Source organism: Gracilibacillus suaedae (genome assembly GCF_017599345.1).
Classification (GTDB): Bacteria; Bacillota; Bacilli; order Bacillales; family Amphibacillaceae; genus Gracilibacillus; species Gracilibacillus suaedae.
In genome coordinates, this window is record NZ_JAGFVL010000006.1 from 82,629 (window position 1) to 101,321 (window position 18,693).

General features: G+C 37.8%; 20 protein-coding genes. 10 read left to right on the forward strand and 10 right to left on the reverse strand.

Annotation, left to right across the window (positions count from 1 at the left end; all coding sequences use genetic code 11):
- The first annotated feature begins 9 nt into the window (after positions 1-9).
- Together J5J03_RS00680 and J5J03_RS00685 are read left to right on the forward strand one after the other, a co-directional pair.
- Positions 10-1,278 (forward strand): ABC transporter permease, encoded by a 1,269-nt coding sequence (locus tag J5J03_RS00680; RefSeq protein WP_208585625.1) that lies wholly within the window; start codon positions 10-12, stop codon positions 1,276-1,278.
- Entirely contained in the window at positions 1,275-2,390 is a 1,116-nt protein-coding gene (locus J5J03_RS00685) for an ABC transporter permease (RefSeq protein WP_208585626.1), read from the forward strand. The genes J5J03_RS00680 and J5J03_RS00685 overlap by 4 nt, the downstream gene beginning before the upstream one ends.
- 168 nt (positions 2,391-2,558) lie before the next feature.
- Here J5J03_RS00685 and J5J03_RS00690 read toward each other — a convergent pair whose 3' ends face one another.
- Positions 2,559-2,999: a YtoQ family protein gene (locus J5J03_RS00690; protein ID WP_208585627.1), complete on the reverse strand. Its 441-nt coding sequence runs from the start codon at positions 2,997-2,999 to the stop codon at positions 2,559-2,561.
- A gap of 156 nt (positions 3,000-3,155) precedes the next feature.
- Between J5J03_RS00690 and J5J03_RS00695 the strand changes: the two genes are divergently transcribed.
- From J5J03_RS00695 to J5J03_RS21890, 4 genes are all read left to right on the forward strand, one after another.
- Positions 3,156-3,344 (forward strand): hypothetical protein, encoded by a 189-nt coding sequence (locus J5J03_RS00695; protein ID WP_208585628.1) that lies wholly within the window; start codon positions 3,156-3,158, stop codon positions 3,342-3,344.
- A 200-nt stretch (positions 3,345-3,544) separates the two neighbouring features.
- Positions 3,545-3,718 carry a hypothetical protein gene (locus J5J03_RS00700; protein WP_208585629.1) on the forward strand — a complete coding sequence of 58 codons (174 nt, stop codon included), beginning with the start codon at positions 3,545-3,547 and terminating at the stop codon, positions 3,716-3,718.
- Between the two features lie 34 nt (positions 3,719-3,752).
- Positions 3,753-4,160, forward strand: a complete 408-nt coding sequence (locus J5J03_RS00705) for an NUDIX hydrolase (RefSeq protein ID WP_208585630.1) — start codon at positions 3,753-3,755, stop codon at positions 4,158-4,160.
- 70 nt (positions 4,161-4,230) lie between these two features.
- A complete protein-coding gene (locus J5J03_RS21890) occupies positions 4,231-4,392 on the forward strand; it encodes a hypothetical protein (protein ID WP_331460396.1) in 162 nt (53 codons plus the stop codon).
- Between the two features lie 589 nt (positions 4,393-4,981).
- Here J5J03_RS21890 and J5J03_RS00715 read toward each other — a convergent pair.
- Positions 4,982-5,896 (reverse strand): VanW family protein, encoded by a 915-nt coding sequence (locus J5J03_RS00715; protein ID WP_208585631.1) that lies wholly within the window; start codon positions 5,894-5,896, stop codon positions 4,982-4,984.
- A 179-nt stretch (positions 5,897-6,075) separates the two neighbouring features.
- On the opposite strand from J5J03_RS00715, the gene J5J03_RS00720 reads away from it, so the two are divergent.
- The 3 genes from J5J03_RS00720 to J5J03_RS00730 all read left to right on the forward strand — a co-directional run bounded on the left by J5J03_RS00720 (position 6,076) and on the right by J5J03_RS00730 (position 8,201).
- The gene (locus tag J5J03_RS00720; RefSeq protein WP_208585632.1) at positions 6,076-6,510 is read left to right on the forward strand and encodes an Rrf2 family transcriptional regulator; all 435 of its coding nucleotides are present in this window, start codon (positions 6,076-6,078) and stop codon (positions 6,508-6,510) included.
- 64 nt (positions 6,511-6,574) lie between these two features.
- The gene (locus J5J03_RS00725) at positions 6,575-7,471 is read left to right on the forward strand and encodes an NAD(P)/FAD-dependent oxidoreductase (RefSeq protein WP_208585633.1); all 897 of its coding nucleotides are present in this window, start codon (positions 6,575-6,577) and stop codon (positions 7,469-7,471) included.
- A 139-nt stretch (positions 7,472-7,610) separates the two neighbouring features.
- Entirely contained in the window at positions 7,611-8,201 is a 591-nt protein-coding gene (locus J5J03_RS00730) for a class I SAM-dependent methyltransferase (RefSeq protein ID WP_208585634.1), read from the forward strand.
- A gap of 115 nt (positions 8,202-8,316) precedes the next feature.
- Here J5J03_RS00730 and htpX read toward each other — a convergent pair whose 3' ends face one another.
- From htpX to J5J03_RS00765, 7 genes are all read right to left on the reverse strand, one after another.
- On the reverse strand, positions 8,317-9,222 hold the full coding sequence (gene htpX / locus J5J03_RS00735) for a protease HtpX (RefSeq protein WP_208585635.1): 906 nt from the start codon (positions 9,220-9,222) through the stop codon (positions 8,317-8,319).
- Positions 9,223-9,368: 146 nt separating this feature from the next.
- Complete coding sequence (locus J5J03_RS00740; RefSeq protein ID WP_231710536.1) at positions 9,369-10,154, reverse strand: SDR family oxidoreductase; 786 nt, start codon at positions 10,152-10,154, stop codon at positions 9,369-9,371.
- 136 nt (positions 10,155-10,290) lie between these two features.
- Complete coding sequence (locus J5J03_RS00745; RefSeq protein ID WP_208585636.1) at positions 10,291-10,566, reverse strand: hypothetical protein; 276 nt, start codon at positions 10,564-10,566, stop codon at positions 10,291-10,293.
- Positions 10,567-10,680: 114 nt separating this feature from the next.
- On the reverse strand, positions 10,681-13,602 hold the full coding sequence (locus tag J5J03_RS22105; RefSeq protein WP_269435767.1) for a rhamnogalacturonan lyase family protein: 2,922 nt from the start codon (positions 13,600-13,602) through the stop codon (positions 10,681-10,683).
- A gap of 576 nt (positions 13,603-14,178) precedes the next feature.
- On the reverse strand, positions 14,179-15,051 hold the full coding sequence (locus J5J03_RS00755; RefSeq protein ID WP_208585637.1) for a hypothetical protein: 873 nt from the start codon (positions 15,049-15,051) through the stop codon (positions 14,179-14,181).
- The gene (locus J5J03_RS00760; RefSeq protein ID WP_269435764.1) at positions 15,041-15,613 is read right to left on the reverse strand and encodes an RNA polymerase sigma factor; all 573 of its coding nucleotides are present in this window, start codon (positions 15,611-15,613) and stop codon (positions 15,041-15,043) included. The genes J5J03_RS00755 and J5J03_RS00760 overlap by 11 nt, the downstream gene beginning before the upstream one ends.
- A gap of 61 nt (positions 15,614-15,674) precedes the next feature.
- On the reverse strand, positions 15,675-16,193 hold the full coding sequence (locus J5J03_RS00765) for an HXXEE domain-containing protein (protein ID WP_208585639.1): 519 nt from the start codon (positions 16,191-16,193) through the stop codon (positions 15,675-15,677).
- Between the two features lie 240 nt (positions 16,194-16,433).
- On the opposite strand from J5J03_RS00765, the gene J5J03_RS00770 reads away from it, so the two are divergent.
- Positions 16,434-17,717, forward strand: coding sequence for a purine/pyrimidine permease (locus J5J03_RS00770; RefSeq protein WP_208585640.1), 1,284 nt, complete (start codon positions 16,434-16,436; stop codon positions 17,715-17,717).
- Positions 17,718-17,741: 24 nt separating this feature from the next.
- Here J5J03_RS00770 and J5J03_RS00775 read toward each other — a convergent pair whose 3' ends face one another.
- Positions 17,742-18,689: a polysaccharide deacetylase family protein gene (locus J5J03_RS00775; protein WP_208585641.1), complete on the reverse strand. Its 948-nt coding sequence runs from the start codon at positions 18,687-18,689 to the stop codon at positions 17,742-17,744.
- Positions 18,690-18,693: the final 4 nt, after the last annotated feature.

The following is an 18,693-nucleotide window of genomic DNA, read 5'->3' on the forward strand; positions in this document are numbered from 1 at the left end:
GGTGTAGTCGTGCGAAGTTTTATCAAAAAGGATATATTTTTGTTTTTACGTGATCGTAAAGAGCTTTTGGTCGCGCTTTTGCTCCCTATTGTAATCATTTTTGTACTAAATCTTGCTTTTGATGGCTTGTTTGACAGTGATGAGGAAGCAATAATCGATTTACACTTGGCCGTGGTTAATCAAGATGATCAAGAGAATGTAACGGAACTATTACAGGAAAAGTTGATTGAAGAGGGCTCTTTTGACGAGGTGGAGGCAGCTGCGGTTGCAGAACAAGCAAGCTATGCAGGTCCGGTAGAAGCATTGTCTAATTTTCTTGAAAGTGAAGACTTACAGGATTGGGTAACCGTACACCATTTAGATGAAGCTGAAGCGATAGGTCAAGTAGAACAAGGTGAAATTGATGGAATCTTGGTAATCCCGAATGGCTTTACCATTGAAAGTCTATATGCTGCTTTAACCGGAGAATCGCCGACAGTTTCGCTTTCCTATAAAATGGAAGAGGAAACGACCAATAACGGGACAATATATGACATCATTAACGGATTTATTGATGATTTGAATTATCAATTTGCCATGCAGCAAATCGCTGGAAGTAATGAAGTGGAGGTAGTGCAACCACAAGGTGGTGTGGAACAATTAGGAGAAGGAGAAACTTTTACAATGTCCCAATATTTCACGCTTGCAATGGGAATTCTGTTTGCATTATTCCTTTCGATTACGGTAGCGGCTAAAACTGGTGAAGAAATTAGACAACAGGTCTTTGATCGAATTTTAGTAACGGATAGTCGTCCGATGTTATTTTTGATCGGGAAAATGGTATCAACTTTTATTTTAGCATGGCTGCAAATCAGCATCGTCTTTGTTTTAGCGCATCTCATATTAGATGTATTTCCTGGTCGTGCTGTCGACTTTTGGCTAGGAGTTGCTGTTATTACTTTCCTGTTTGCACTAGCGGTTGCTGGTTTAGCGGCGGTATTCACCTCTATTGCTTTACAAATGCACAATGTGGATGCTGCCAATGGTGTGTTTAATGTGGTAGCTATGGTATTAGCAGTACTTGGAGGGAATTTCGTACCGATTTATATATTCCCTGACTGGATGCAAAAGGTTAGTGAATGGACACCAAATGGCTTGACACTGTCAATGCTGATCGAGTGGCTTCAATACGAACAAGTGTCTTCTTTAATAATGCCTAGTTTAATGCTGATCGGATTCTTTGTACTATGTGCGTTAATTGGATTGGCAATGTATCCTAAAAGGGGGGGAGCAAAATGAAGTCTGTTTTATGGGCACAATTCTCTAAAGATAAACGAAACCCGATCTTAGTTCTTGCATTGATTATAGGAAGTATCCTTGCAACCCTCTTTTTTGCTGGGGGCATACAAACGCCTACAAAGGTGGTTATTTTCAGTGAAGAAGATAATGCGGAGGAGATCGAAACAAAGTGGGAAGAACTCTTAAATGTTGATGATTCCTATCATTTTGTTGTAACAGATCCTGATCAGGCACGTGAGGAAGTACGTGATGGTAATATCGATGTGGCGGTACAATTAATGGAGATGGATTATAGATTGTTAGTTAATTCTGAGCTCCCAACAGTTTCTATGGTAAGGCAACATGTTGATAAGGTATTTCAACAGGAAGCACAAATTAGCTCACTGATTAATGCTACAGGGAATGAGAACATCCGAAGTGAGATCGAAAATTATTTAGCAGATGCACCTGTTCAAATCGAAGCACAAGGATTAGATAGTGGAGAGGTGCCAAATTATAACATGAATATTCAGCTTATGTTTGCTTTTACCTTTCTGATCTCCATGTTTCTTGCAGGATTTAAAGTCAATAATGTCACAAATGATAAAGTTTCAGGTGTGTGGAATCGGATGATTTTGTCACCGATCAGTAAATCGAGTATGTATATCGGGTATATTTTGTACAGCTTTTTGGCTACGATGTTTCAAATTGTTGTAGTTCTTATTGTCTTTAAGTATGGGATGAATTATGAGTTGGGGGATAGCTTGTGGATGCTTGTAATCATTTCTGCTCTTTTTACATTCAGCATGATAAGTATTGCGATGCTGTTAACTGGAATTGTAAAATCACCAGAGCAATTTTACGCTATCTATCCGTCCATCATTCCACTTATTCCATTAGTGAGTGGAGCTTATATGATGCCGGGTACGATCACAAACAAAGTTTTGCTGTTTATCGGAGATTTATTTCCAATGGCACACGCAATGGATGCGACGATGTCAGTTATCTTCTATGACGCCAACTTCAATGAGATTTTAATGCCACTGTTATTCATGCTCCTTATTGGGATAATAGCCATGGGTATTGGTATTAACCTAATCGAGAGGCGTGGATGGAGTGCAGCTGCAAAGTAAATGGAACTAACACAGAAGTTTTTATCCAGGGAACAGAGGATCTCTTCCGAGGATATCCACCTGTCTTCCCTGGATATAATTATTTATCCCGGGAACAGAAAATCTCTTCCGAGGATATCCACTTCTCTTCTGGAAATAATCATTTATCTAAGGAAGAGAAATACTGTTTCATTCGTAAATATAGGAGATGACCTCAATAGCTTGATCAATAGTTTCAACAGTTACATTCGCTTTGTTGGAAAGCTCTTTTAATGGATGTATAAGTGAATCTGGTCTGACAATAATGGTAGGTATGTTCATCGCAATCGCAGTGCTTGCGTCCATTGCGGTATTCCATTGCTTATATTTTTCCCCGAAAAGCGCAATCACCATATCAGATTTTTTTATTAAGACTTGTGTTCTGAAATTGTTTATATCTGATGCTGCATCATCTTTATAAAGATTACTAGGTTGTTTACCTAAAATATCCTCGCCAACATTATCTGAACGATCATGATTTGTCTGAGGACCTACAAATGTTAAAGGAAGTCCTTTTTCCTTGGCTTTTTCTTCTACGTCTTTTCTCCAATCATCATGAATCTGTCCTGCTAAATAAACAGTTAACTGCATATGTAATCCCCTCTCTCTTATTATTACTTTCATGATATAAAAAAAGGGTCCCATTTTCAAAAATAGAATACTAGTGTATGTTTACTGAAATGATTGTTAACTTTTGTTAAAGTATATGTTAACCTTTTATCAGGAAATAATTAGGAGGAACTAAATGTGAAAAGTAAAACCCGTGCTATTATCACTCTTGTATGTAGTTTGCTTATTTTTGCTGTAGGTTTATGTAGACTACTGACCGAGTCACTTGTATCAACACATTTGGTTGTAGCATGTATCTTTGTATTCACTGGATTAATCGGAACTGTTGCAAACGGAATAATCTTAATAAAGAAACCGAGTTCTTGATAATTCCCCTGCGAAATATTGGTTTCGTGAAGGAGATAGCTCCTGGTCTCTCGCTGGGAAATGATATTGAAGGATGGTTATGCGAAAATGATAATAAATATAGTACTTGGTGTCGGTGTTGTTTTACTATTATTATTTTTATTTATAGTTTTTAACAGTTTTAAGAATAGGTGATTTTTGGGATGAAGGGAGAAGTGCTAATGTCTCCAAATAAATCTTTTAACGATGTCATAGAGCATAAACAGAAGGTCGAAGGTGCTCCTCTAACTAGAGGTGGTCGCCTACCACTCCCAATTAAAATAATCGGGTATTTCCTATTCGGTGGAATGGCGATTATGATCGTATTAGGCATGATTGTCAATTTAATATTTTAAAAATATTGATATTCTAGATTGAGGAGTGTGGATGATGGCGACACCAAAACATATCGTTTCAGCTTCTACTTGTGTTTTAAATGATAAAAATGAAATTTTGTTAGTAAAAAGCCCAAAAAGAGGTTGGGAAATGCCTGGAGGTCAAGTAGAAGAGGGAGAATCAATTAAAAGCGCGGCAATTAGGGAGACAAAGGAAGAGTCAGGTATAGATATTGAAATAGAAAAATATTGTGGCATGTATCAAAATGTAAGTCGCTGTATTTGTAACGCATTGTTTTTAGGAAAAGTGATCGGTGGAGAATTAACGACTAGTCATGAAAGTATCGAGGTAGGCTTCTTTCCCATTAACCAAGCATTAGAAATGGTTACTTGGAATACTTTCAGAAATCGAATGGAGTATTGTTTAAATGATCATCTTCATCCATTTTATGTGGAGTGTTAAATGAGACGATCACTGGACGGGTCGTCTTGTAAAGGTTTCGAATCCATTAAATATTATTTTCTGGATTGGTATATATGGATCGATTTTGACAGAGACAGTTCATACAATTGGAAAGCAACAGGCACTTCTGGAATTTATCGGAATAATGATTTGGGATGTTTCCATGGCGGCAATAACCCATTTCAGCCGCAAAAGAATTAATAACAAATCTCCAAATAGATTTCTATCATAGCTGGCATTGCATTATGGATATTCGGATTAAACTTTGGTTATCAAGCTATCATCACTTTGATGGATATTTATTAAATGAAACTTCCTTATCCATGAAGCGTGGTGATGGGAGTAGGTTCTTGGGTTGCCATTAGCTGTTGCTGTAGCTATTGCGATAGGAGTATTTGGAAGGTCAAAAAAGAAATAACATAATAGAGATATAGGTTTCGAAATAAACAAGTACAATTTCGCAATAAAGGAGCCGGATTTCGCAATAAACGAGTGTAATTTCGCAATAAAGGAGCCGGATTTCGCAATAAACGAGTGTAATTTCGCAATAAAGGAGCGGGATTTCGCAATAAACGAGTGCAATTTCGCAATAAAGGAGCGGGATTTCGCAATAAACGAGTGCAATTTCGCAATAAAGGAACCGGATTTCGCAATAAAGAAGCTGAATTACGCAATAAACAATTGCAATAATGATATAAAGCTAACTCCTTACGCGGAAATCTGTTCATTTGCATGGACAGATTTCCCTGTAAATTCAATTTTACAGGGAAATCCTAAAGGTTTACTCGTAAAACTAATAGTATCTCAGTTGATGCTAATGACTAATTTTCAAATATTTCTATCTCTTTTGGTAACTCGTCAGATGCGTCAGGTACTTTGCGTGGAGTGTATTCCACTAAATCAGAAGAGTATATCTTGATGATTACTTTACCATCAATGCTCTTAGAACGAATAAGCAATGGTTGATTATAATTATTTTTGAATGTGAAATCAGGTCCGTACCAGCTAACTGTTGCATCACGTCCTGGTGGAACATAAGGAACTTTCCGACTATGAGAATATCGCTCGATAATTTCTACCCCAGCACGATCAACTGCATTAAATAGAGTGGAGGACACCTGGCAAATTCCCCCACCGATACCTTCTGTTAATTCCCCTTTTACAATCTCGGGAGCAGGCAAATATCCTTTTTCTTTCGTTCTTTTTCCAACCACTTCGTTAAAAGAAAAGGTTTTACCTGGAAATACAACATGATTATTAATTGCTTCCGCAGAAAGAAAAATATTATGAGATCTTTCTTCATTATTTGCATTAAAATAGGTAATATATTGTCCTATTTGTTGTGTTCGAATATCGGCGAGTAATTCACTGTCTACTTTAGGATGCAATTTAAGTATGGGAGCTTCTATCCTGGTAGCATCCTTATCCAATAAACTGGTGTAAAACAGTTCTTTGAACTTTTGGCGGTGTAATGTATATCCGACTTGCCCAGGGACAATTTCTCCATTATTGTCAATTGTAGCATCTACAGGTTCTTGGGAGATTTTTTCATCAAGTTCTTTTGAAAACTGTCTAAACTCAGATTCATCGATTAGCGGATCGTCCAAATAAGGAACCATCAATTCAGCTTGATCAATACTTGCAATTGGTTCACCTTTGTACGTCACCACCAAGTCATGCGAAACACTGGTATGAGTGAAAAGTAAAAAAAGGATTGTTAAATACGTCATTTTCATATGCTAGTTTGCCTCCTAACTTTAGTATGTTTCAGAGGCATGATTTCATGTGATAAATTGCAAATATAAGTAGAACATAATAAAAAAATTGAGTAAATATCTTGTGTTTTATCTTAGCTTAGTTTAATATCAATTACAGACAAAAAAGATCTCTAATATATCTATGAGGTGAAAATGCAATGAAATATTCTCGAGCGACAAACTATGCACTACACACAATGGCCTATTTAACGTTAGCACCAAAGGGAAAATCTCTTGGGGTAGATCAATTAGCGAAAATACAAGATCTTTCACCAACGTACCTATCCAAAATTTTAACAAAACTTGTCAAAGCAGGTCTAATTGAATCAACTCCTGGTGTTAATGGAGGATATAGTGTAATAAGACGATCACGAGAAATTTCCTTTCTGGATGTTATTCATGCTATTGAAGGGGAAACAACCTTGTTTAGCTGTTCGCTTGAACATGAAGAAGATAAAAATGGCGAATGTTTAATTGAAAATGTAATGATTGAAGCAGAAAGAAAGATGAAAGATGAATTGGATAAGAAATATATAGTTGAAATTGCAAAACAAATCGAACAGCAAAAAATAGTAAACGAACAGTCATCATAATTTTTTTATCTCAATTATAGATATTAAGAGTCTTTAATGTACTTATTTGATAGGAGGAAAATATATGTTATTAGATTGTGCCATTATTGGTGGAGGGCCTGCAGGACTCAGTGCTTCTTTAGTACTTGCAAGGGCTAAGAAGAATATCATTCTGTTTGATGAAAATAAACCTAGAAATGCTGTAACCCATGAATCGCATGGCTTTATCACAAGAGATGGGATCCAACCTTTAGAATTCAAACGAATTGCTAAGCAGGATTTGGAGAAATACCTGACTCTGTCGATTGAAAATCAACGAGTAATAGATATAAAAAAAGAAAATAAATTCTTTATGATTTATACAGATGATGGAAGTTCCTATCGTTCGAGAAAGGTTATTCTAGCAACTGGACTTCAAGATGTATTACCAGAAATAGCCGGAGTTCAAGAATTTTATGGCACGAGCTTATTCATTTGTCCATTTTGTGATGGATGGGAATTGAGAGATCGCCGACTAGTTGTTATTGCAGATAACGATCGTGCTATGCATTTAACAAAAATGGTTTCTAATTGGAGTAGTGATCTTGTTGTTTGTACAAACGGAAAACAGGTTTTCTCTAAAGAAGAAAAGCAATTATTAGAAAACAAAAATATCCAGGTTGTGGAATATGAAATAGAGGCTTTACATGGCGAAAATGGCTACTTACGAAAAGTGAGGTTTATTAATGGAATAGAAATAGAGAGGGAAGGTGGGTTTGTAGCTGGCGAATTAAAGCAAGCATCATCTTTAGCAAAGACATTAGGATGTAGTATGACTGAAATGGGGGGCATTGAAACAGATGATTTTGGCCGGACGAATATAGAGGGAGTCTATGCCAGTGGAGATACTACCTTCTCCATGCCTCAATTAATTGTTGCGGCAAGTGAAGGTAGTAAAGTTGCCGCAGGGGTAGTAAGTGATTTAATTAACGAAGATTTTTAATACGTTTATCATGTGCTAACCGTTTGTAAGTCCCTACTTCAAGCTTCAAGTAACATAAAGAAGCTAAGTAGGAGATAACACCTATCAGCGGGAGTCAATCCCAACTGATCATAGATAGACTTTATTAAAAAGGAGATTGATGGATGTGAATAAAAAAGAGTATGGTTCTGAAGGAATGGCACATTTCGCAAAAAAAGTTGAATTTCTTGATAACCCTGAAAAAAGAGGAGATATACCACCAGAACAGCTGCTGCGTATGGTTCCTGTTGATACAAAGGATACTATTTTAGATTTAGGAGCAGGTACAGGATATATTACCATTCCAGCAGCTAGAATGGTGGAAGGATTAGTGTACGCATTAGATATCGATGCTAAAATGTTAGACTTTGTCAATACTAAAGCAAAGAAAGAAAATATAACAAATATCAAAACGGTGAAAGGAAGTATAAATAATATACCACTACTTACTTATGCCGTTGACATCGCATTAGCTTCAATTGTTTTACATGAGGTGCAAGATTTGTCTGCTTCATTAAACGAAATTAAGCGAGTTCTTAAACCTGGCGGATATTTCGTTTGTGTTGAATTTGAAAAGAAAGAAAAAGAATCTGACAAGCATCCGAGAATTTCTTCATCACTTATGGAACAAGAAATTAGGAATACAGGGTTTGAAGTAATACAGAAAATGAAACCGACTGATGATCTGTACATTATTATTGCTAAGAAGTAAAAAAATGAAGAGCGCGTGAAAAAGAAGACCAGGAAATTAAAAATATATGATCAAAAAAGGGCTGCCCATATATAAGTTGTTAAAACTTACGGGACAGCTCTTTGTTTGTCTCACTTTATCGTTGTTCAAGTTTTGCGATACGATCTTCTAGTGGTGGGTGAGATGATAGTAATGCCATCATGCCGCTTTTTCCACTGATTTTCATCGTTTGGATCGCGGAATCGTCGGTACGATCATCAATTTTTGCGCGATCAACATACATTTTTAGTGAGCGTAATGCATGTGCCATTTTGTCACGTCCCGCTAGATCGGCTCCACCGCGGTCAGCGTGATACTCTCGGTGTCGTGAGTAGGCACTGACGACAAAGCTTCCAAGAATAGAGAATAAAATTTGGAAGACAATTATCGCTACAAATTGTACGATCCATTGAATTTCTGAACGGACAAATCGCGATACGATAATGGCTGCGATTCGGGAGAAGAACACAACAAATGTGTTAACAATACCTTGTAAAAGCGTCATGGTTACCATGTCACCATTTGCAACGTGTGCTACTTCGTGTGCGATAACACCTTCTACGGCATCATCATCCATTGTATCTAACAATCCTTGAGAAACAGCAACCAGTGAACGTTTTTTCGTTGGGCCAGTCGCAAAAGCATTTACTTCTCTGGATTGGTAAATTCCAACTTCCGGTGTGTGTGTCAGTCCAGCAGCACGGGATAATTTCTCTACCTTTTCATATACAGCACGCTCTTGAGCTGATACAGGTCGGCTTGGATCAATTACTTTTACTTTCATCATCATTTTAGCCACCCAACGGGACATAGCTAATGAGATGAATGCACCCGTAAAACCAACCACCAAACTAAAGACCATGAGAGTAGTATAATTGATAGTTTCGCCATTATAATAGGAACCACCAAGATTTGTGTATCTAGTGATTACTGACCATACAATAACAATCGTCGTCATCACCAAGATATTTGTTAAAATAAACAGTAACAACCGCTTCCCCATTTCGTAACCTCCAATTCGGTGAATTCTTCATCTTATATCATATCATATTTTTGCCTCTAGGAAACAATTTTGATTATTAGATAAAATAGTAGAGTGCACTGTTCTTAGTAGAACCAAGCCTTATTGTCATATAACAATAACGGTAATTATCTTAACAATGATTCTGCACCGTCAATAAACAGCTCAGTCCCAGTGATATGATTTGATTGATCGGAGGCGAGGAAGGCAACTAGGTCTGCCACTTGCTCCGGCTTTCCAGGCTGATGTTCTAGTGGTTTATCTCCTTCAGCGTACTCAACGGGAATATTAATTTTATCTATTTCAGGTGTTTTCTCTGTGTTTTTACCGATGTTAGTTTCAATAGCACCAGGACAAATAATATTGACTCTTATTTTATATTTGGCTAATTCTAATGCTGCCATTTTACCAAAAGCCATTTGTCCTGCTTTTGATGTGCTGTAAGCCGACATTCCGAAGTTAGAAAAGATTCGATTGCCATTCACCGAACTAGTAATGATCACACTGCCGCCTTTCTCTTTCATAAAAGGTATTGCATATTTAACCGTATGGAAGGTTCCTTTTAAGTTGGTATGAATCGTTTTGTCCCAATCTTCGGGAGTTAAATCCTCAATTGGTGCAAGCACACCGTTTATTCCACCATTGGCAAAAATGATATCGATTCTTCCCCAAGTATTAATTACTTCTTTCATGCCTTTTTCAACTCGTATAGGATCAGATAAATCAACATCAGTAATGAGTGCTTCACCCCCGTCTCTTTCTATTTCTTTTTTTACCTTTTCTGCTTGTTCTTCCTTTAAATCCATTAAGCAAACTTTTGCACCTTCTTTTGCAAGCTGGATGGCAGAAGCACGACCAATACCCGAACTCCCACCGGTTACTACAGCTGTTTTATCTTTAAGTCGCTGATTCAAGGGTATTGCCTCCTTATGTTCCTTTTTATCTAAACTTTCCCTATTTATCTCCTTCTTACACATACGATTGGTGAAAGAGGAAAGCTACAGACAGTAGCATTGTCTGTAGCTTTGTTGATGGTTCTTGTCACAGCACTTACCTGTTTTGCTGTGTTAAGTCTTGAAAAACTTGTTGTTGTTGCACTAATTCTTGACGAACTAAGTTTAGCGCATTTTGATCATCTGTAACGGTCTCTGCTTGAGTTAATGAACGCTCTGCTCTGTCCATGGAATGTTTGATTTGTTCCAGAATATCTTCATTCATATGACTTTTAGCCTGGTTAATGGCTCGCTGTAAATGCAGAATGGACTGTTGAGCTTGCGCAAGCTGATTTTGATCTTGCAAACTGGAGATATTGTTCCCTTTTTTCAATGTTACGCCTCCTCTGTAATTCCTCACAGTTATAATTTGCAGAAATATTGCTGTAATTATGCATGGGGAAGACAATGAAAAAGGCGAGAGCAGATACTCTCGCCTTAATGGTAATTACTTATTTTTTTCTGGTCCAAACAATTCATCACCTGTTTCAATCGCAGGGCGTGGAGGCTCCTCCATATTGTAACCTAGGAAAAAGCCGGTATGTGGTGGCTGATTATAGGCCACATTTTGCCATGCGATTGATAGACGGTAAACCGGGTCATGCATTAACGTATATATTTTTTCTTCTGTCACGTCAGTTGTAGTGTAAAGTCTTAATTCTTCACTGTCAGCTGATGGCCAGATTACTTCTTCACGCCAGTCACCAACTAAATCCGCTTGTAAAGTTGGATTACCTTTTGTCCAGTTGTTTGTGCGTGTTCCTTCTGGGGTTAATAGATTAACGAGCTCTTCCTTTTCATAATCCCACTTATCAATTCGACCAACTCCGTGTGGATCAGTGTTTGAGTCGAAATCATGATCAAGCAACTCACGACCAAGGTCACCATCCCACCAGATAGCGTGATTAACAGATCTAGGAGTATGCTGTGAAATCAGTTCTCCATCGACAGCGTGAAGACCATTTCCTGCACTACCATCCCAAGCACCAGATGCCCAGAATTCCGCACCATCATAGCGCGGATCGATATCTGCTGCTAATCCTCGACCAACATCTGTTCGAAGATCAACACCAAACAGTTTTTCTCCGCTTGCAGCATCCCGAATCCCGTAACCAATTGGAATTGAAGTATTTTCATGAACCTGAAAGATTTCCAGACCTGGTCGATTAGGATTTAAATCACTAACATGTTGTGCATCTCCATGTCCCCAACCAGTTGTATGAAGTCCGGTACCATCGTCATCGATAACAGCTGCACCATAGATGATTTCATCATTACCATCCTGATCTACATCCGCTACCGAGAGGCTGTGATTCCCTTGTCCGGCGTAGTCTTCATTACCTTCATCATCACTATCAAATATCCACTCTTGTGTTAGTTTACCATCCCGCCAATTGTAAGCAACAAGTACGGAACGGGTGTAGTAACCACGTGCCATTACAATACTTGGACGTTCTCCATCCAGATAGGCTACACCTGCAAGAAAGCGGTCAGCACGGTTACCGTAGTTATCTCCCCAATCATTAAGGTTGCCACGAGCAGGAGTGTAGTCTGTAGTTGTCAACTCTTTACCTGTTTCCCCTTCAAATACGGTGAGATATTCAGGACCTTCTAAAACAAAACCACTACTATTTCGCCAATCAGCCTCGGGATCTCCAATCACATTACCTTCGCCATCGACGGTACCATCCCCAGTTTTTAAAACAACTTCTGATTTGCCATTACCATCAAAGTCGTATACAAGGAACTGGGTATAATGAGCACCAGCACGAATATTTTTCCCAAGGTCTAAACGCCACATTTTGGTACCATCCAGCTTATAAGCATCTAAGTAGACATTGCCTGTATAACCGGAATGGGAATTGTCTTTTGAATTGGATGGATCCCATTTTAAAATAATTTCATATTCACCGTCTCCATCAAGGTCACCAACACTAGCATCATTGGCACTATACGAATAATCGACTCCATCTGGTGTTGTACCACCTTCAGGCTTATCTAATGCGATACTTAAGTAGTTTTCAGACCATACGTTAACTTCTTTGGTAATTTTATCGCCACTACCTTTAATAATTTTTACTTGATAGGTAGAATCTGCAGTTCCATCCTCATCAAAAAAGTTGGTACTGTTTTCAATTGGTTTCTTGTTTACTTTTTTGCCGTCTCGGAACAAATTGAATTTGACGCCTTTCGGATCGGTGCCAAGCATCTTCCAGCCGACATAAACACCATCGTCTGATTCAACTGCCACTAATGCGCGATCCAGTTGTTCCATCTGGCGTTTTTTTACTTCGGTTACCGGGGATTCTATGGTGTTCGATGGATTTGAAATACCACCTTCATTTACAGCACGAACCTGATAATAGTAGCTGTTATACGTTAAAATCGAGTCATCGGTAAAGCTAGTATCTGATGTGGTGCCGATTTTTTTAAATTCGACAGCGCCATCTGGATAATCATCTGGGTTAAAATTAGCGCGATACACATAATACAGACTAGCATTATCGACAGCATCCCAGTTTAATGTGATGTTATCAAGCTCAGCATTGCTTACAGACAAATTACTTGTGGGTTGAGGTGTCTCTGCATCCTCATTGATAATCGAAGCAGATACTTCATTACTTTTCTCTGATTCGATACCTGATGAATGCACAAGTGTAATGGCATACGTGTAACTGTAGCCTAATTCTACGGTAGTATCGGTATAATTTGCCTCTGTAGTTTCATCTATTTTCTCGAAGTTTTCGTCATTTTCTCCTTTGCGATAAATATTATAATGATTAGCGTTTGGATCACTTTGCCATGACAAATCTACCTCGCTGTCTGCTGAATAGGAAATTGAGTCTACTTTCAGACTGTCAATCTGAGTCATAGAAACAATCTCGAGCCCATTAATTCGTCCATTTTCTCCGATGTCAATCGTTAATTTTTCATCAGTAATTGTTACGTCAGTTGTTAACTCAGCATATTCACCACCATTGGAGGTAATATTGCCGTAATCTTCACCATTGATAGTAAAGCTTGAACGGTTGAAGGCTATATCATCGCCAGCAATAATACGTACAAAATAGTCTCCGTTTGGAATGTCAAGGATAAAAGAGTAATCAGAGTCAATTACGAAATCGCGGCGTAAATCATCTGGGTTACCACGATCACGGTTAGCAACAGATTTACTTAATCCATAGCCTCTTTCTTCATCATAAAGTAAAGTGTTGGTCACCTGCGTGTAGCCATCAGCAACAGGGCTATCGGCTGAGCCAAAGTCAAATAAGTAACCATCATTTGTTTCTGCATCAATTGAATTTGTTAGACTGGTTGGAAGTAGACTAACCACTAATACGGTAATCAGGACGATGGAAATTTTCTTCATCAAAAGAATTAACCTCCTATATTTGGATTGTTTTAGATTACTTTATGTGGGGTTCTATGCTGTTAGCGAGGAAGAGGTATGTATCACCACCTTTATTGAATTTTTAATGGGTCCATAAGTCATAGGTCTAAATAGTGATAACGCTTACATTTTTTCTGCAGAATAAATAAGTGCGTGAACTTCAATCAAGGATCCGGATTTCTTGATTACGTTTTAGATTAGAGAAGTAGAATAGATTCGTCAAGGAAATGTCTGGTTTTTATACAAAGATATCTGATTTTTGGTGAATGAGATATAGAGGAGATAAGATAAAAATCGTTAACACATTAATGGATAGTAAAATAGATCTAACATTAGTCTGATGCGATAACTCAATGTCGTTTTTATTACGGTGCTAAACATCTGTACAATCTCCACTTCAAGCTTCAAGTGTTTAGGGATAACGGACGCTAACATCCTGATAAGTCTCGCTAACAATAGTAGGGGCAAAACCCCTCTGATCATAGTCTCACTTTATCAAGGAACATACAATAATGCAGCTTCAGCGTATACATTTACACTGAAGCTGACTAGCAATTATCGTATCGACTCAATAACAGTCTGAAGCCGTGCAGATCCATCGCCTGCTTCAGGATCGGACTGCTCGTATTCAATTACGAGTACATTTTCATCTATCTGATAAAGATAATATTCTTGTGAACCGGCATTTTGAGTTAAACCGGAATAGGGATTTTCGCCATCATTTGGTTCCCTAATCTCACCTACATTGTCGAAGTTTTCATTATATTGTGCATCAAATTCATTTGCTAGCTCTTCTATTGTTGCGTTTTCCTCGACGTATAATCGAATCGATGCAAATTCATCATTCTTGTCATGGTGCCTTACTGTATTTTCCTCGATCGCATATCTGCCATAATAGGTGTCAACCTGATACTCAATACCATAAGGCTCCATGCGATAATTGTATACATATGTTTCTTCTTCTGTTCCTTCGATTGAGATCGTTCGCGTTTCTTCACCTAATCGATCTACTTTAAATTCCTGTTGATTAACTCCTTCACCACTAGGGTCATCTTCTTCCGGTGTTTCCTCCTCTTCTCTTCCTGAGATATCATCGTCATCAGGATTTTCGACACCTAATCCTTCCATATCATTAGGGTCTTTTGCATCCTCTCCAGCATTACCAATTTCTTCGCTTTGCTCGTTATCACCAGTAGGGAGCGTGATTTGATCACTATTTATAAATGTATACAGGATTACACCGCAAGCCAAAACCGCAGCAGTACTCGACAACCAGATGAATGTGTGCTTGGCCTTTGATCGTGACCGCTTTTTCTTGGCATGATTTTGTAGTGCCATTTTCATCGATTCTTTTTTTTCTGGATCTAACTGGGCATTTGTTTTCAATTCTTTAAGCTCCTTTATTAATTCGTCCTCGTTATGACTCATAATAAACCTCCTTCACTTGCAGTTTTAAAGCTTTCAAAGCACGGTGGAATGTAACCCTTACCTTCGAATCAGACCATTTTAAAATATTTGCTGTTTCTGTTACAGATAGCTCCTCGATTCCACGAAGAATAACAACATCCCGGTAATCCTGCTTGAGTTTTGTGATTGCTTTGTGTAGCTCCAGCTTTTTTTCAGTTAAAAGGTGTTTATCCTCAGGAGATATGTCGATTTTATGCTCATAGGTTTTAATCAGTTTGCGCCAATCTTGTCGTTTTTGTTTTCTTGCTTCATCTATCGCTAAATTACGAGCAATGGAAAATAGCCAGGTTTTAGGACTGGAATCCCCCTTGAAAGAATCATATCGATCGATTGCTTTAATGAATACCTCTTGTACCAAATCTTCGACATCTGATGTGGACGTATAATAGACCAGAAATCGATAGATATCATCAGCATAGGCATCAAACCAATCGGTAATTAACTCTTCATCCATTTCGTGACCTCCCTGTTTGTTTGTCTTTGGTTGTTCTTTACTTATTAGACGACGTTTATACGAAAACATTACACTTTTCGCATTAAAAAAGAAAGGTCCTTATGTAAAGAACCTTTCTTGTAAGGTATATTTAATGTGCCGGTTTTATCCACTTCTCGGCAATTTTGTGGCTGATGAGAAATCCAGGTACTAAAAGAATCATCACAACTAATGCGCCAGTAATCGTGTTTACTGTTAAAATACCGGCCTTGTAGTAATGGTAGAAAAACAGAATATTATAAGGAAGAATCAGCAATATTGTTGTCCAGACACCTGGAGTGTAACACCTTAAAAACAATGATTGTAATGGGTGAGTAAACATATTTAAAGCAAAAAAGAGGTTTAGCCCTAAAAATATAAAATAATGTTCTGTTATGACAAAGAGTAATATAAAGATAGAGATAATAACGGAAAACACAAAAACAACGACAGAAAACTGGGAGGATGTAATGTCTTTATACTGGTTGAGCTCCTGTTGAACAAATGCAGGAATCTTCTTATTAACTCGAGGGTAAGTTTTTTTAAACCAGCTTTCGATCATGATAATCTCTTCCAGATTATGAAGCATAAATATGATTAAAAAAGACACGATCCATACATAAATATCCATCCCTTTCCTCCTCCTTCATTTTTAATTCTTATGACATGTCTCAAGTCTTATATGAGTTAATATTGTCATTGCACTATTAATTTACACAAAATCCCAGTCAATAATCTTACTTATCTAGCCTTCCTATTCCTATAAGAGTTGGTTGTTGAGATCGTTCAAGAATGGTATCAGCATTTTGTTAAAAAATCACACTCGTGATATGATATGTGAAGCGAAATAGATAGAGTAGGAGCGTTTATCTTGAATACACAAAAAATAGTTAATACGTCGATGGAAACGATTCAGTGGTTTATCTTTCTACTAGCAAGTTCTGTTGCTTTACCAATTGTAATAGGTGGCATATTTGAAATGAGCTTTGCTGAAATAGCTGGACTGATGCAACGGACTTTTTTTGTAGTAGGGCTTGCATCTTTTCTACAAAGTATCATTGGACATAAAATGCCGATCATGGAAGGGCCTGCTGGGATTTGGATTAGTATTTTTTCGGTAATGGCCGCTACAGGTTTGCAAAATGGTACATCACTTGATGGAACACTTCAGTTATTACAGACAACGATGATATTGACTGGCGTATTTTTGTTTATATTCGGTATCTTTAAGATTTCTCAATTCATTTTACCTATCTTTACACCACTTGTTACAGGTACTTTTTTCTTCCTGTTAACGGTGCAGTTGAGTGGCACCTTTTTAGAAGGGATGCTAGGTTTGCAAGGTGAATCGAGCAATATTCAAGTTAAAGAAGCATCGATTGCTACGTTTATCTTTTTAGTAGTTTTAGGTTTATCCTTTTTTGCTAAAGGGTGGTTGAAAAATTATTCGATGTTCATTGGGATCTTGATTGGATGGATTATTTTTATTCTTGTCGAGGGGGAAGCACCTGCTATTGGGAATGTACAGCTGTTTGCATTGCCGGAAGTGTTTGCTTTTGGTATACCAAGCTTTAATATTAGCGTGATTCCAATTGCATTACTAATTGCAGTCATCTTACTCTCAAATATGATTGCCTCTGTAGTTGCGGTTGATCAAGTATTAGGAAATGAAGGAAAGGACCGTAGGAAGGAAATTAATCATGGGACAGCAGTTTTTGGGATCAATCACGGATTGTCAGGAGTATTCTCCTCGATTGCTAATGTGCCGTTGTCCACCTCTGCTGGATTTATTGGCTTAACAGGGCAAAAACGAAAAGCACCGTTTATCTATGCATCTTTTTTGTTAATGCTGTTTGCCTTTTTCCCGCCTATTGTTGCTTTTATCTCGGCGATTCCGGCACCGATTGCAAATGCTGCATTAATGGCCTCTTTTGTTCAGCTTGTTGGGTTGGCGATACGCAATGTTACGATCCAGCCATTGGACAACAGAAGAATGACTATTTTGGGAGTTGCTTATCTGATCGGAATGGGAACCATGTTTCTACCATCAGAGGTGTTCTCAGAATTTCCGCTACTTATACAGAACATAATGAGTAATGGTCTCCTTGTAGGGACTGCACTTGTTATCATTCTTGAACAATTATGGCGTGAGTAGAAAGGGAAAAGGACGAGACTACAATCAAGTATCTCCGTCCTGTAATCCAATTTTTTCTTTGAAGTCTTGAATCCTTTCATTTGCAAGGACTTCTTTTCTTGGAACTTGGTAAATGTCTGTTCCTTGTTTGACTGTTCCTGGAATGACGGTAAAAGCCATATTAAAGTCTAGTTGTTTGAATAGCTGGATGTTTTCTTTGTCAAAGGCACCATATGGTGAAGCAAATGCTTGCGTATTCCCATCAAGATTCACGATACTGGCTTCTAAATCTTCCTGTACAAGCTTATCTGGTTTCCCAATTAAATAAGGGGTGTTATCTTCCATTCTTTTATGGAAGTTATAAGTATGACTTTCAAATTCAAAGACATCACACGTATTATGTAAGTCATCAACACTAAAGTATTGATATTCACCTGGTTTATATGCTGAATCATACATATTAACTGCTCCAGTAATAACAAAATTGGCCGCTGTGAAGCCATGGTCACGAAGTACTGGGGCTGCTTCTATTGCATTATCTTTAAAGCCGTCATCAAAAGTCAGGACAATACTGCGTTCCGGCACATCCAAATTTCCTTGAATGAACAGTTCTAATTCCTTTAAAGTAAGTGTTGTGTATCCAGCATCTTGCAAGATTTGCATCTGTTCATCAAATTCAGATTTTAGAATGATGGTGGAGAAAAGGTCGCCATTTGCTTGAACATGTGTATCATTAAGTTGATCTTCTGGTATAACACGGTGATACATTAATACGGTAATTTGTTTTGCTTTATTTTCATTTGAAACAACGAATTGGCGTGTATCGTCTCGCCAACTTTGACAAGCTTGTAAGTCAAACGATTTATCTGTCGGAAATATAGCTGGATCATATAATGCACGCGAAACATCATCATAATAAAAGCTAATGATAAGCGAAAACAATCCGAAGAAAATCAGAGTGAAGAAGATATTAAATAAATGATTCCTAAGCATTTAT

Bases quoted from the DNA above. Each gene is read 5' to 3' on its own strand.
- J5J03_RS22105 (WP_269435767.1), bottom strand. From the start codon at position 13,602: ATGAAGAAAATTTCCATCGTCCTGATTACCGTATTAGTGGTTAGTCTA.
- J5J03_RS00755 (WP_208585637.1), bottom strand. From the start codon at position 15,051: ATGAGTCATAACGAGGACGAATTAATAAAGGAGCTTAAAGAATTGAAA.
- J5J03_RS00730 (WP_208585634.1), top strand. From the start codon at position 7,611: ATGGATGTGAATAAAAAAGAGTATGGTTCTGAAGGAATGGCACATTTC.
- J5J03_RS00775 (WP_208585641.1), bottom strand. From the start codon at position 18,689: ATGCTTAGGAATCATTTATTTAATATCTTCTTCACTCTGATTTTCTTC.
- J5J03_RS00725 (WP_208585633.1), top strand. From the start codon at position 6,575: ATGTTATTAGATTGTGCCATTATTGGTGGAGGGCCTGCAGGACTCAGT.
- J5J03_RS00685 (WP_208585626.1), top strand. From the start codon at position 1,275: ATGAAGTCTGTTTTATGGGCACAATTCTCTAAAGATAAACGAAACCCG.
- J5J03_RS00765 (WP_208585639.1), bottom strand. From the start codon at position 16,193: ATGGATATTTATGTATGGATCGTGTCTTTTTTAATCATATTTATGCTT.
- J5J03_RS00700 (WP_208585629.1), top strand. From the start codon at position 3,545: ATGTCTCCAAATAAATCTTTTAACGATGTCATAGAGCATAAACAGAAG.
- htpX (WP_208585635.1), bottom strand. From the start codon at position 9,222: ATGGGGAAGCGGTTGTTACTGTTTATTTTAACAAATATCTTGGTGATG.
- J5J03_RS00690 (WP_208585627.1), bottom strand. From the start codon at position 2,999: ATGCAGTTAACTGTTTATTTAGCAGGACAGATTCATGATGATTGGAGA.
- J5J03_RS00705 (WP_208585630.1), top strand. From the start codon at position 3,753: ATGGCGACACCAAAACATATCGTTTCAGCTTCTACTTGTGTTTTAAAT.
- J5J03_RS00720 (WP_208585632.1), top strand. From the start codon at position 6,076: ATGAAATATTCTCGAGCGACAAACTATGCACTACACACAATGGCCTAT.
- J5J03_RS00760 (WP_269435764.1), bottom strand. From the start codon at position 15,613: ATGTTTTCGTATAAACGTCGTCTAATAAGTAAAGAACAACCAAAGACA.
- J5J03_RS00715 (WP_208585631.1), bottom strand. From the start codon at position 5,896: ATGAAAATGACGTATTTAACAATCCTTTTTTTACTTTTCACTCATACC.